Genomic DNA, 14,625 nt, shown 5'->3' on the forward strand with positions numbered 1-14,625 from the left:
CCTGTCGCGACTATCCAACGGAGGATGAAAATGCAGGCAACACAGCTGCCACCGACACCGCCGGCCGGTGAAGCCGTCGCTGTCGTCGGGCTCGCCTGCCGGTTCCCCGGCGCGGCCAACAGCGCCGCGTTCTGGCGGCTGCTCATCGAGGGCCGGGACGCCGTGGCCGCACCTGTGGACCACCGGGCCGGCCGTGCGGCCGCGGGATACCTGACCGGCGTGGACCTCTTCGACGCGGAGCTCTTCGGGATCTCGGCGCGGGAGGCCACCGCCATGGATCCCCAGCAGCGGCTCCTGCTGGAGCTTGCCTGGCAGGCGATGGAGGACGCCCGGATAGCCCCCGACTCGCTGCACGGATCGGACACGGGGGTGTTCGTCGGGGCGTGCGCGGACGACTACGGGCTCCTGTCGCGGGCCGCCGGGAGTCCCGCCATGTCGCCGTACACCCTGACCGGTACCGGCAGGGCGTTCCTGGCGAACCGGCTCTCGTACACCTTCGGTCTGCACGGCCCGAGCCTGACCACGGACACCGGTCAGTCCTCGTCCCTCGTGGCGATCCACCAGGCTGCCGAGAGCCTGCGGCGGGGCGAATGCGAACGGGCGCTCGCAGGCGGGATTCAGCTCAACCTCGCCGCCGAGAGCGACGCCGCGGTCGAGGCGCTCGGCGCGCTGTCCCCGACGGGGCGCTGCCGCACGTTCGACGCACGGGCCGATGGCATCGTTCGCGGTGAGGGGGGTGGCGTCCTGGTTCTCAGGACGCTCAGCCGGGCGATGGAGGACGGCGACCGGATCTACTGCACCCTGCTCGGCGGCGCGGTCAACAACGACGGCCACGGGGCGGGTCTGACCGCCCCCGGTCAGGAGCCCCAGCAGCAGGTGGTCAGCCGGGCGTACAAGCACGCCGGCGTGGAGCCGCGCGACGTGGCGTACGTCGAACTGCACGGCACCGGGACCAGAGCCGGTGATCCGGTCGAGGCCGCGGCACTGGGCTCGGTGCTCGGATCGGGCCGACCTGCCGGGTCCCCGCTGCTCGTGGGTTCGGTGAAGACCAACATCGGCCACCTGGAGGGAGCCGCGGGGGTGGCCGGCTTCGTCAAGACGGCGTTGAGCCTCTTCCACCGGGAAGTCCCGCCGACCCTGCACCATCAAACGCTCAACCCGGCCATCGACCCGCAGGCGCTCGGTCTGCGGGTCTGTGTCAAGCGCAGCCCGTGGCCTGCCGGCCGGCCACTCACGGCCGGCGTCTCCTCGTTCGGCCTCGGCGGTACCAACTGCCATGTGGTACTGGGTGAGCCCCCCCGGGCTCCGTTGCCGCAAGGCCGAACGCTGCCCGGGACGTTGCCCTGGGTGCTGTCCGGACACACGGCCGCGGCGCTGCGCGGGCAGGCTGCGCGGCTGGCCGACCTCGTGGAGGACGACACCACGGTGGATCCGGCCGCGCTGGGGCTGTCCCTCGCCTCCACCCGGGCGCGCCTGCGGCACGGTGCCGCCGTGCTCGGGGGCGACGCGGCCACGCTGGCCGCCGCGCTACGCGCCGTGTCCCGCGGCGAGCGGGCCGAGGGGGTGCTGGGCGGGCTGCGGGGCAAGGGCGCCACCGCCTTCCTGCTGCCGGGCCAAGGCATGCAGCGACAGGGGATGGGGCGTGAACTCCACCGGGCCCACCCCGCGTTCGCCCGATCCTTCGACGAGATCAGCGCGGCGATGGAGCCGGCGCTCGGCCTGAGCCTGCGCGAGGTGATGTGGCATCGCGACGACTGGCTCGACCGGCTCACCTACGCCCAGCCCGCCCTGTTCGCGGTCGAGGTGAGCCTCTGCCGGCTGCTGGAGTCCTGGGGCATCACACCCGACTACCTCGTCGGACACTCGCAGGGCGAGATCACCGCGGCGCACATCGCCGGCATCCTGTCGATGGAGGACGCGGCTGCCTTCGTGGTCGAACGGGGCCGCCTGATCGGCACACTGCCGGCCGGCGGGGCGATGGTCGCCCTGCAGGCGGAGGAGGCCGAGGTCCGGGCCGCGATCGAGGCGCGGGCGCCCGGGTCGGTCGGCATCGCGGCCATCAACAGCCCGCGCTCGCTGGTGGTGTCCGGCCAGGAGAACGGGGTCGATGCGGTCGCCGAGCAGTTCGGCGCGCTGGGCCGGCGGGTTCGGCGGCTGCGTATCGGGGTGGCGGGCCATTCGCCGCTGATGGATCCGATTCGGGAGGAATTGCTGGCGGCGGCACAGCGCATGACGTTCCATCAGCCGACCGGCCCGGTGATCGTGTCCTCCGTGACCGGGCAGGTGGGCCGGCCGGGCGAGCTGGGCACCCCCGAGTACTGGGCGGACCACCTGTGCGCGACCGTACGGTTCGGCGCCGCGGTGCGGACGGCACACGGGCTGGGAGCGCGGTTCTTCGCGGAGGCCGGGCCCGGTCACGGCCTGACCACCATGGCCGAGGAGGTCGCGGGCGGAGGCGGCGAGGTGTTCACGACGCCGCTGGCCACCACGGACGAACTGGGCGGGGTGGCGGAAGTACCGGCCGCGGCGCACCTGTTCGGCCGGCCGGTGGACTGGCGGGCCGTGTACGGCTCCGGCGTGCCACTGACCGATCTGCCGGCTTACGCGTTCCAGCGGAGGCCGTACTGGCTGGGTACCGCCGAAGGTGCGCCGGCGGCCACCGGCGCTCCCGCCCGCCCCGCCGATGTGACCGGACTGGTCCTCGGGCTGACGCTGGAGGTCCTGGGCCGCCCCCGGGGCACCCGGCTGGATCCGGACCAGTCCTTCAACGACATGGGTATCGACTCGCGGATGGCCCTCACGCTGCGCAACCGGCTGGCCCAGGACCTCGGCGCTCCGCTGCCCGCGACCCTGCTGTTCGACTTCCCCACTCCGGCCGGGCTGATCGAAGCCCTGAGGCCGGAGTTCTCACGGTAACGGCCGACCGAATCTCCCATTCCAGAAGGGCACTGCCGAAGCGATGACTGAAGCCGATGATGTGCGGCCGTATCCGGACGACGCGATCGTGGTCGTCTCCATGGGCTGCCGCTATCCCGGGGGCGTCCGGTCTCCCGAGGATCTGTGGCAGCTGACTCTCACGGGCAAGGACGCGGTCTCCGGTTTTCCGGACGACCGGGGCTGGGTGCTGGAGGACGTGTATGACCCGACGCCCGGCACGGACAACAAGTCCTACACCCGCAACGGTGGGTTCCTGGACGACGCCGACCGGTTCGACGCTCGCTTCTTCGGCATCTCCCCGCGCGAGGCGGCGGGGATCGACCCGCAGCAACGGCTGCTGCTGGAGGTGGCCTGGGAGACGTTCGAGCGGGCCGGGCTCGACCAGCCGACGCTGCGCGGCAGCAACACGGGCGTCTTCATCGGCGCGATGGCGCAGGACTACGGTCCCCGGCTGCACGAGGACAGCCAGGGGGCGGGCGGATACCGGATCACCGGCAGCACCACGAGTGTCGCGTCCGGGCGCATCTCGTACTTCTTCGGACTCCAGGGGCCCGCGCTGACAGTCGATACGGCGTGCTCCTCCTCGCTGGTCAGCCTGCACCTGGCGGCACAGGCCCTGCGCGGGGGTGAGTGCGATCTCGCCCTGGCCGGGGGAGCGGCCGTGATGCCGACACCCGGCCTGTTCATCGACTTCAGCCGGCAGAACGGTCTGTCCGCCGACGGCCGGTGCAAAGCGTTCTCCGACGACGCCGACGGCACCGGTTGGGCGGAGGGAGCCGGTCTCCTGCTGCTGGAGCGTGCCGCCGACGCGGTCGCCCGTGGCCACCGCGTCCTGGCCGTGTTCCGGTCCAGCGCGGTCAACCAGGACGGCGCCAGCAACGGGCTGACGGCACCGAACGGCGCTGCCCAGCAACAGGTCATACGGCGCGCACTGGAGCGGGGCGGCCTGCGTCCGTGCGATGTCGACGCCGTGGAGGCGCACGGGACCGGGACGCCCCTGGGCGACCCCATCGAGGCGCGGGCACTGGCCGCCACGTACGGCGCGGAGCGCACCGGGAGGGAGCCGCTGTGGATCGGCTCCCTGAAGTCGAACATCGGTCACGCCCAGGCAGCCGCCGGCGTCGGCGGAGTGATCAAGATGGTCCAGGCGATGTCCGCGGGGATGCTGCCGGCGACGCTGCACACACGCAGGCCCAGCCGGCACGTCGACTGGGAGAACTCCGGCCTGGCGCTGCTCACCGAGGCCCGCCCCTGGCCGGCCGTGGGGCGTCCGCGCCGCGCCGCGGTCTCGTCGTTCGGCATCAGCGGCACCAACGCGCACGTGATTCTGGAGGAAGCGGCACACCGGCCTCCGGACCCGCAGGCGGCCGACGGCCCGTACGTGTGGCCGGTGTCCGGCCCGACGGCTGAGTCCCTCGCCGTCCAGGCCGCCGCGATCGGCTCCTTCGTACGCGGCCCCTCCGCCCCGCATCCGGGGGACGTGGCCCGCACCCTGGCCGCCCGGACCCGGTTCCGTCACCGGGGCGTGGTGATCGCCGACCGCAGGGAGGACCTGCTGGAAGGGCTGGCGGCACTGGCCTCGCGGGAACCCGTCCCTCCCGCTCCCGGCCGCTACAGGTCCCCGGCACTCACCCGTGGTGAGGCGGCCGGTGACGAACGGCCGGTGTTCGTCTTTCCCGGCCAGGGCTCGCAGTGGCGTGAGATGGGCCTGGAACTGATGGAATCGTCGAAGGTGTTCCGGGAGTCGATGCAGGCCTGTGCCGACGCTCTCGCACCGTACTGCGACTGGGATCTGCGGTCGGCCCTGCGGGGCGAGACCGCCGATACGGTGGACGTCGTGCAGCCCATGCTGTTCGCCGTCATGGTGTCGTTGGCGCGGCTGTGGCAGTCGTTCGGTGTCGAGCCCGGTGCGGTGGTGGGCCACTCCCAGGGCGAGATCGCGGCCGCGCACGTGGCGGGCGTACTGAGCCTTGCGGACGCGGCCAAGGTGGTGGCCCTGCGCAGCAGGGCGCTGCGGACGGTGGCCGGCAGCGGTGGCATGGTCTCCGTCCCGCTGCCGCTCGCCCGAACCCAGTTCGTGCTGGACGCCCTCGGCGGCCGGGCGAGTGTCGCGGCCGTCAACGGCCCGTCGATCACCGTGGTGGCCGGTGAGCCCGCCGCACTCGACGAACTGCTCGCGGCCTGTGCGCGCGAGGACGTCGAGGCACGCCGGGTCGAGGTGGACTACGCCTCGCACACCTCGGACATGGAGGTCCTGCGCGAACGGCTCGGCGCCGACCTGGCGGAGGTGACGGCGGACCCCGGCACGGTCCCGATGTACTCGACCCTCACCGGCAAGATCGCCGACACCACCACGATGGGCGGCTCCTACTGGTTCGAGAACCTGCGCAACACGGTGCGGTTCGATCCCGCGGTACGCGAGCTGGTCCGGGACCGCAGCCGGGTGTTTCTGGAGATCAGCCCCCATCCGGTGCTCACCTTCGGGGTGCAGCAGACGCTCGACGACATGGGTGCCGAGGGGGCGGTCCTCGGCAGCCTGCGGCGTGGCAGCGGTGGGATCGGGCAGTTCCTCGCAGCGGCCGCCGCCGCTCATTGCGCCGGCGTCCGCGTGGACTGGTCCGCGGCTCCCGGGCAGGGCACGGCCACCGCCCTGCCCTCCTTCCGCTTCGACCGCAGCCGGTACTGGCTCACCGCCGCGCCGGTGCGGTCCACCGGAACGGGCCCGGCCCTGCTGACCGGCGGAGTCGATCTGCCGTCCGGACAGTGCGTCCTGACCGGTGAGATCTCCACCGACCGGTTCCCCTGGCTCGCGGACCATGTGGTGGACGGCGCGACCCTGCTTCCCGCGACGGCGTTCCTGGAGGTTCTCGCGGAGGCCGGGGACCGGCTCGGCTGCGCCGCTGTGGCGGAACTGACCCTGCGCAGGCCGTTGGAGGTCTCGGACGGAACGGCCGTGGAACTGCGGGTTCTGACCGAGCCGGCGCATGGGGAGGGTCTGCGCGCGCTGACGGTCGATTCACGGGTCCGGGGAACGGAGACCTGGACCCGGAACGCGGACGGCGTGCTGGCCGAGCGGAGCTCAGCTCCGGGGATGGCGCCGGTGGCATGGCCGCCGCCCGGCGCGACCGAGGTGGACGTCGAGGACTCCTACCGACGGCTGGCCGAGCGGGGCTACCACTACGGTCCGGCCTTCAAGGGCCTGAGGGCCATGTGGGTACGGGGCACGGAGGTGTTCGCCGAGGTGGCGGCGCCCCCCGGAGCACGGGAAGGCAGCGGCTTCGCCGGTGTCCATCCTGCGCTGCTCGACGCGGCGCTGCATCCCGCCGCCTTGCGGCAGGACGGCGGCCTGCTGATTCCGTTTACCTGGCGGGACGTCACGCTGCTGCCCACCGGGGCGTCCACCCTGCGGGTGTCGGGCCGGATCGAGCGGGGGCACTGCTCGATCCTGGTCACTGACGAGAGGGGGGCGGTGGTGGCCAGCGTCGGTTCGCTGACGTTGCGGCCGCCCGCGGGAGCCGACCGGGGCAGTCTGCTGGATGTGACCTGGCGGCCGCTGGCCGCCGGTGACGCGCTCGGTTCGGAGGCATGGTCCTCGCTGGGCTCCCGTGAACTGGGCGGTCTGCGCGACTACTTCGATCTGGACGCGGTGCCGCAGCCGGCGCCGGAGGTCGTCGCGGTCGCGTTCGACGGGCAGGGAACGCTGCCGGGTGGGGCTGCCGATGCGGCCGCCGAGGCTCTGGAGACCCTGCAACGCTGGTTGCTGGACGCCCGCTTCGCATCCTCGACCCTGGCGGTGGTCACACGGGAAGCCGTCTCGGTCACCGGCCGGGAACAGGTGGCGGGACTGGCCGGATCGGCTGTCTCGGGTCTCGTCCGGGCCGCACAGACGGAGCACCCCGGACGAGTGCTGCTCATCGACGTGGACGCCGACCCGTCCTCCCTCGTCGCGTTGCCCACGGCGCTGGCGTGCGGGGAGCCGGAGGTGGCGGTACGCGCCGGCAAGCTCTATGGGCGGCGGCTGACCCCCTCGGCAGCCTCCGAGCTGAACAGCCCGCCGGACAACGTCAGCTGGCGGCTCGACGTGACCGCGAAGGGGACCCTGGACAATCTGGCGCTGCTCGCGCACCCGGAGGCCGATGCGCCGCTCGGCCCGCACGAGATACGGATGGAGGTACGGGCCGCGGGGCTCAACTTCCGTGACATCGCGGTCGGTCTCGGGCTGGTGGCCAGCGAGAAGACCATGGGCAGCGAGGGCGCCGGAGTCGTGACCGAAGTCGGCACGGAGGTCACCGGGGCGGCTGTCGGCGACCGGATGTTCGGCATTTTCGAGCGCTCGCTCGGTCCGGTCGCCGTGGCCGACGAGCGCATGGTCCGGCCCGTTCCGCCGGGCTGGTCGTTCGCCCGTGCGGCCGCCGTCCCGATCGTCTTCGTCACCGCCTACCAGTGCCTGGTGGAGGTGGCTCGCGTGAAGGCCGGTGAGTCGGTACTGATCCACACCGCGACCGGTGGTGTCGGCATGGCCGCCATCCAGCTGGCCCGGCACCTGGGCGCGGAGGTCTTCGCCACCGCGGGCCCCGGCAAGCACGATGTGCTGAGGAAACTGGGCATCCCCGAAGACCACATCGCCTCCTCACGGTCGCTCGGCTTCGAACAGCGGTTCCGCGAGGCCACGGGCGGCCGGGGCGTGGATGTGGTGCTCAACTCGCTGGCGGGGGAGGCGACCGACGCCTCCCTCAGGCTGCTCGCACCGGGCGGCAGGTTCGCCGAGATGGGCAAGACGGATATCCGCGACGCCGGACCGGTCCTGGCGGAGCACCCGGGGATCAGCTACCAGGCCTACAACATCCTCGGCATCGCACCCGACCGGATCGGAGAGGTTCTCGACGAGCTGATCAAGCTCTATGCGAGCGGGGCACTCGGTCATCTGCCACTGACCACCTGGGACGTTCGGGAGGGCCCGCGCGCACTGCGTGTCCTGAGCCGTGCGGAGCACCGGGGCAAGATGGTCCTCACCATGCCCCGGTCACTCGAGCCGGAGGGCACGGTGCTCATCACCGGAGGCACAGGAGCCCTGGGCGGACTGGTGGCCAGGCATCTGGCGACCGCGTACGGAGCCCGGCGTCTGCTGCTGGTGAGCCGACGGGGCGAGGCAGCCGAGGGCGCCGCCCAGCTGGTGGAGGACCTGGCGGCCCTCGGCGCCGAGGCGACCGTCGCAGCCTGCGACGTGAGTGACAGGCAGGATCTCGCGCGGCTGATCGAGCAGTACCCGCCGGCTGCCGTCGTCCACGCGGCCGGCGTCCTGGACGACGGCCTGCTCACCCACATGACGGCCAAGCAGCTCGCGCGGGTCATGCGGCCCAAGGTCGACGCCGCATGGCACCTGCACCGGCTCACCGAGCATCTCGACCTCTCGGCCTTCGTCTTGTTCTCATCGGTGGCAGGGGTTCTGGGCGAGGCGGGTCAGGGCAACTACGCCGCCGCCAACGCGTTCCTGGACGCGCTGGCCCAACACCGTCGGGCTCTGGGCCTGGAGGCGACCTCGCTCGCGTGGGGCTTCTGGGAACAGCGTGGCGGCATGACCGCGCACCTCTCCCAAGCCGATGTCGACCGGCTGCGGAGGTCCGGGATCGCGCCGCTGGCCACCGGTCGCGCGCTGGAACTCTTCGACGCGGCCCTGGCCTCCGGCAGGGCACTGGCCGTACCGGTCCGGCTGGACCTCTCCGCCGTTCGGGGCGAGCCGGCGGGGAAGGTGCTGGAGGAGCTGCTCCCTGAGCGGACCGGGGCCGGTACGCCGCCCGCCGCGGAATCGCAGGCCCGGGTCACGGCAAGCGTGCCCCACGGGTCCGGCGTCGACGCACTGCGGCGATCCTCGCCGGCCGATCAGGCAGCGGACTTGATGGCACTGGTGCGCCGGCAGGCCGCCGAGGTCCTCGGCTACGGGAACACCGACGAGATCCTGCCGGACCTGAGCTTCAAGGAGCTGGGGTTTGACTCACTCCTCGGCGTCGACCTGCGCAACCGTCTCAACGCGGTCACGGGGCTTCGGCTGCCCGCCGAGGTGGTGATCCAGAACCCGACGCCCGAGCTGCTGGTCGGCTTCATCAGGTCCCGTCTGGCGGAGCTGTGACCCGCGTGCACAAAGAGTCCTGGATCGGGGCTCGACGACAGCCTGACACGGTTCTGGCGCGGCTACCCAAGGAGGACTACTGATGGACCACCAGCATGCGAACACCGCCCTGGTCACCGGTGGGACCAGCGGCATCGGACTGGCCACGGTCCATGAGCTGGCCTCGCGCGGCCTGAAGGTGTTCCTCTGCGCACGGGACGGCGACCGGGTCGCCACCACGGTGGAGAAGCTGCGATCGGAGGGATTCGACGTCGCGGGCACCGCGTGCGACGTGCGCAGCGAGGACGACATCCTGCGGACCGTCGAGGAGGCCGGCGCGTTCGGCGAAGTCGGCATCCTGGTCAACAACGCCGGCCGCAGCGGGGGCGGCGTGACGGCGCAGATAGCGGACGACCTCTGGCAGGAGGTGCTGGCGACGAATCTGACCAGCGTCTTCCGCATGACGAAGGCCGTACTCAACGCGGGCCTCCAGGAGCGGAGCCGGGGCCGGATCATCAACATCGCGTCGACGGCGGGCAAACAGGGTGTCGTCTACGGCGCACCGTACTCCGCCTCGAAGCACGGTGTCGTCGGCTTCACCAAGGCCCTCGGCCTGGAGCTCGCGGGCACCGGCGTCACCGTCAACGCGGTGTGCCCCGGATACGTCGAGACGCCGATGGCACAGCACATCCGGGCCGGATACGCAGAGCACTGGCAGATCACCGAGGAAGACGTGCTGGCCAGGTTCAGCGGCAAGATCCCGCTGGGCCGCTACTCGACCGCGGAGGAGGTCGCCGGGCTGGTCGGCTACCTGACGACCGCCACCGCAGACGCCATCACGGCCCAGGCCATCAACGTCTGCGGCGGACTCGGCAACTTCTGAGCCGGCCACGCGCCGGCCGCGGGCAGCCGGCCCGATACCCAGTCAGCACACAACGAGGAGGGAGACATCAGTGCACACCACCCGGGTGATCCACCGGATCGACGTCCCTGCACCGGCGTCAGTGATCTACGACATCATCGCCGACGTCGGTTCATGGCCCCTGTACTTCCCGCCGACCGTCCGCGCCGAGCGGGTGTCGGGGGACGCGAGCGACGAGTACATCCGTATCTGGGCCCTGGCCAACGGTGAGTTGCGGACCTGGATCTCCAGGCGCCGGCTCGACCGGAGCGCCCTGCGTATCGAGTTCACGCAGACCGAGCCCCGCCCTCCGGTCGCCGAGATGGGCGGAACCTGGCAGATCGAGGAGCGTGGCGAAGGGACGTGCCAGGTCTCCCTGGAGCATTCCTACCGGGCCACCGAGGACGACCCGGCGAACCTCGAACGCATTGCCCGCGCCGTCGACACCAACAGCCAGTCCGAACTGGACGCTCTCAGGGCGGCTGCCGAACGGCACGGGAACGAACACGAGGTGCTGGTCGCCTTCGAGGACTCCGACACGGTCACCGGTTCCCTCGAGGACGTGTACGACTTCGTCTACGACCTCGCGAGGTGGCCGAACCGCATCCCGCACGTGCTGCGCATGGAGGTCACCGAGAACGTCCACGGGCTGCAGTACATGGAGATGGACACCAAGTCGCCCGACGGCTCGGTGCACACCACACAATCGGGCCGGGTGTGTGTGGAGCCGGAGTCGATCGTCTACAAGCAGACCCGGCTCCCCGGACTGCTGCTGGCCCACACCGGTGAGTGGGCCTTCGAGGCCGTGGGGGAGGGGCGTGTACGTGTCATCTCCCGGCACCGGGTGATTCTCGACGTCGACGCACTTGCCGCACTGCCCGTTCCCCCCGCGTCGCCGGCCGAGGCCCGGACGGCGGTGCGCAACGCACTCGGCGCCAACAGCAGGGCGACCATCACCGCCGCCCAGGCGTACGCGGCGGCCGGCGGCTCCGCCGGGCGCCGCTGACCAGACGTATCCCTGCACCACTCCACCACGACGGACGAGAAAAGGTGAACACTATGGCTGAGATGACACTCGACGAACTCAAGGGCTTTCTGCTGCGTGCGGTGGGCGAGGACGACTCGGTCGATCTCGCGGGGGACATTCTCGACCAGGGTCTGACCGACCTGGGCTTCGACTCCCTGGCGGTCATCGACACGACGAGCAAGGTCGAGCAGCACTACGGAGTCAAGCTCCCGGAGGAGGTCGCCTCCGGTGTGACGACGCCCCGGGAGCTTCTGGACGCCGTCAACAACGCCCTTTCCGCAGCCGCGTGACCGCGGCCGCCCCAGGTGAGAAGAGGATGCCGGACATGACCCGGCCCTCCCGCACACCGGCCGAGGCCGGCCGTGAGTCGACCGCGAGGGCACTGGTCCTCGGTTACCTCAACCGGGCGGCGGCCCTGCACGGGCAGGGGTATGCCGACCGCGCGGCCCTGGACACCGCCATGCGGCTGGGCTGTGGGCTGCCCGAGGGGCCGTTCGAGATGATCGGCCGGCTCGGGGCCGACGCGGTACACAGGTCCCTGACAGAGTTGTGGGTGGCGACCGGCGACGAGGCCTACGCCCCGGCCCCCTGGTTCCGGGAGCCCGGCCGCCCGGCCCCGGAAACCCCTTCGCCCACCACCGGGCCCGGGAATGCCGAGGCGGCGCCCGTCCGTCGCCTGGGCATACTCGGATCGGGCACGATGGCCCGGGGGATCGCCGAGGCCGCAGCCCGCAACGGCGTCGCAACCGTCTTGGTGGCGCGCTCCACGGACAGTGCCGAACGGGCCAGAACCGGTGTCGGGCAGTCATTGGAGCGATCGGTGCGGCGGGGCAGGACGACCGCCTCGGCCGCGGCCGAAGCGGTTGCTCTGCTGGATTTCACCGTTGCCCGGRGCGCACTCGGAGACCGCGACCTCGTGGTCGAGGCGGTGGCCGAGGACGAGCAGGTGAAACGGGAGGCCTTCGCCATGCTCGGCGCCGTGTGCGCTCCGGGCACCGTCCTGGCGACGACCACGTCCAGCCTCTCGGTCACCGCAGGAACGGCTTCGGCCGGGCGGCCCGGTGAAGTCCTTGGGCTGCACTTCTTCAATCCGGCACCGGTGATGAAGCTGGTCGAGCTGATCCGTACCCCGACGACCACCACGGCGAGCACCGCGACCGCGCGGGCGTTCTGTGCCGCGCTCGGCAAAGTGGTGGTCGACTGCGGGGACCGGGCGGGCTTCATCGTCAACTTCCTGCTCTTCCCCTATCTGGCACGGGCGGTCCGGCTGCTGGAGAGGTGTGCCGACGGACCCGCAGAGCGGTACGGGGAGGCAGCGCGGATCGACGAGGCGGTGGTCGCCGGCTCCGGCTTCCCCATGGGGCCGTTCGCGCTCCTGGACACCATCGGCCTGGACGTCTCGGTGGCTATCCTCGACCGGCTCCACCGGGAGTTCGCGGATTCCGACTTCGAACCGCCGGCGCTGCTGCGCCGGATGCTGGACGACGGCTGCCTCGGCCGCAAGAACGGCCGGGGCTTCCGCGTCCTGTGACGGCGACCGACACGCACGTGGCCACCCAGGAGTGATGATGAGTGCTGACCTGCTCGACCGGGTACGTGATTTCGCCGGTGCGGAACTCATGGACCGGGCCAACTACTTCGACACCCGGCCGGAGGTCCCGGTTCCGGCCTCGGCCGCACTGCACCGGGCTGGGCTCGCCAACTGGTGGCTGCCCGTCGAGTACGGCACCGCCGGTGCCTCGCTGGAGACGAGCGTCGACATCGTCTCCGAACTCGCCTACGCGGACGCCGGTTTCGCGTTCTCGTCGTTCCTCTCGATCCTGGGCACGACGATTCTCCGACTTTTCGCGGATCCGTCGACGGCGGCGGAGTACCTGGGCCGGATGGCCCGGGACGGCGGTGTCTGCGGCATCCTCGTGAGCGAGGAGGCGGCGGGCAGCGAGCTGGGCCGCACCGCTACGACGTACACCGTCCGTGACGGCAGCCTGCTGCTCAACGGCGACAAGTACTTCTCCACCAACACCGACGCGGCGGACTTCCTTCTGGTCGCCGCCCGTTCGGTTCACGACGAGTCGGTGTTCAGCGTCGTCCTCGTGCCGCGGGACACTCCCGGCGTGGAGATCGTCAAACGCTGGGACATGATCGGTATGCGCGGTTCCGGCACCTACCAAGTGCGGCTGGACAACTGTGCCGTCCCAGTGGAGAACCTGCTGCCAGGACACGGCCTGCGTCATCTCGAGGCCGGTCTCAACGCCAGCCGCATCCTGATCGCGGCGACCGCCATCGGCGTCTCACGCCGGATCCGGGACCTCGCGATGGAGTACGCGACCACCAAGACGGTCAAGGGCGCCCCGCTGATCGGCAACGCGGTCTTCGCCGGCAAACTGGGGCAGATCGAGATGTACATCGACGTGATGCGCAACCAGTGCCGAGCCGCGGCCGCGCAGTTCGACGAGGCGGTTTCCTCGGGTGATCCGGGCGGCACGCTGTACCGCACGGGCACGCTCAGGTCGGCCCTGGCGGCGAAGATGTACTGCGGACAGGCCGGCTGGGCGGTGGCCACCATCGGCTCGGAGATGTTCGGCGGGCTCGGGTACACCGAGGACCACCCCATCGGCAAGCTGGTCCGCGACCTTCGCTACGTCGGCCTGGTCGAAGGCGGCGACGACGTCGTCCGGGATCTGCTTTACACCCGATATGTGATTCCGGTGGCCAGGCGACGCTGACCGAATGTCGTCCTGCCTTCACCCGTGGCACACGGCCGCAGGTGTCCCCTGACGCCTGTGGTCGTGTGCTTTGTCGGTGATTGTTTCCGGCGTCCGCCGCAACAACTCCTTTAAAGAAGGCTGTATTGCGGTTCGAGCCCTCTCTATGCCAAGCTGCTTGGATAGAATGTCCGATTGCACGACGAGCGCCCTGGGGGAAAAGGTGCTTTGTAGTGACACGTATCTTAGATGGGGCAGTTCGGGTCGCAGTTCAGAGAGAATTGAAGGTTTTGACGAGGTGTCCAGGGGAGTAATCCCATGGACGTAGTCGTGGCCAGCAGGAACATGTTGCTCCTGGAAGGACTGTGCCGGCTCCTCCGTGACGAGGAGGACATGAGGATCGTGGGCGCGGCGGGGACCGCGGAGCGCGCCCTGAGCATGGTGGCCGCCGAGGGCCCCGACATCGTCGTCGTCAGCAGTGATCTTGGAGATGTCGCGGTCGCGGCGATTCCCGAGCGCGTCCGGGCGGCCGGGTCCGGCACCAGGGTGGTGGTGACCGGTGCGGAGATATCGCCACCCCATGTGCTTGAACTCGTACGCCTGGGTATTTCCGCCTATCTGCCCGTGAGTGCCACTCATGAGGAATTGAAGGCGGCAATGCGCTCTGTGGTAGCCGATTCGGACCGGGTTACGATATCTCTCACGCGTGACGAGGTAAGGCGGATATATGGCTCTGAGCAAGGGAGTCTGACCCGACTGGAAGTGGATATCCTCGGAATGGTGGCGGCCGCCATGACCAACGGTCAGATCGCCAGTCGGCTCTCGTTGAGCGAAGCGACCGTAAAGCGCCATCTACGCAAGATATTCCGACGGCTCGGAGCGGTGTCACGCCTTGACGCGGTGAACAAAGCGAGCGACGCGCACATTCTCGTGTAGCGGCAACCCGGTC

At 70.7% G+C, this 14,625-nt stretch carries 7 protein-coding genes and 1 pseudogene; all 8 read left to right on the top strand.

Annotated features, from left to right (window positions below; translation table 11 throughout):
- The first annotated feature begins 30 nt into the window (after window positions 1-30).
- The 8 genes and pseudogenes from EAO72_RS39430 (at window position 31) to EAO72_RS39465 (ending at window position 14,612) form a co-directional block, all read left to right on the top strand.
- Window positions 31-2,916: a type I polyketide synthase gene (locus EAO72_RS39430; RefSeq protein ID WP_187285357.1), complete on the top strand. Its 2,886-nt coding sequence runs from the start codon at window positions 31-33 to the stop codon at window positions 2,914-2,916.
- A 76-nt stretch (window positions 2,917-2,992) separates the two neighbouring features.
- Window positions 2,993-9,064: pseudogene (locus EAO72_RS39435) on the top strand (type I polyketide synthase); the annotation flags it as partial.
- A gap of 82 nt (window positions 9,065-9,146) precedes the next feature.
- A complete protein-coding gene (locus EAO72_RS39440) occupies window positions 9,147-9,926 on the top strand; it encodes an SDR family NAD(P)-dependent oxidoreductase (RefSeq protein ID WP_148021786.1) in 780 nt (259 codons plus the stop codon).
- Between the two features lie 70 nt (window positions 9,927-9,996).
- Window positions 9,997-10,950: an aromatase/cyclase gene (locus EAO72_RS39445; RefSeq protein ID WP_148021787.1), complete on the top strand. Its 954-nt coding sequence runs from the start codon at window positions 9,997-9,999 to the stop codon at window positions 10,948-10,950.
- 53 nt (window positions 10,951-11,003) lie between these two features.
- Window positions 11,004-11,261 (top strand): acyl carrier protein, encoded by a 258-nt coding sequence (locus EAO72_RS39450; protein ID WP_148021788.1) that lies wholly within the window; start codon window positions 11,004-11,006, stop codon window positions 11,259-11,261.
- A gap of 35 nt (window positions 11,262-11,296) precedes the next feature.
- Window positions 11,297-12,502 carry a 3-hydroxyacyl-CoA dehydrogenase NAD-binding domain-containing protein gene (locus EAO72_RS39455; RefSeq protein ID WP_187285358.1) on the top strand — a complete coding sequence of 402 codons (1,206 nt, stop codon included), beginning with the start codon at window positions 11,297-11,299 and terminating at the stop codon, window positions 12,500-12,502.
- Between the two features lie 37 nt (window positions 12,503-12,539).
- The gene (locus EAO72_RS39460; protein WP_148021790.1) at window positions 12,540-13,697 is read left to right on the top strand and encodes an acyl-CoA dehydrogenase family protein; all 1,158 of its coding nucleotides are present in this window, start codon (window positions 12,540-12,542) and stop codon (window positions 13,695-13,697) included.
- A gap of 297 nt (window positions 13,698-13,994) precedes the next feature.
- Window positions 13,995-14,612, top strand: a complete 618-nt coding sequence (locus EAO72_RS39465; protein ID WP_148021791.1) for a response regulator transcription factor — start codon at window positions 13,995-13,997, stop codon at window positions 14,610-14,612.
- Window positions 14,613-14,625 lie beyond the last annotated feature (13 nt).

Origin of the sequence: Streptomyces sp. OR43 (assembly GCF_008042275.1) — a bacterium.
Classification (GTDB): Bacteria; Actinomycetota; Actinomycetes; order Streptomycetales; family Streptomycetaceae; genus Streptomyces.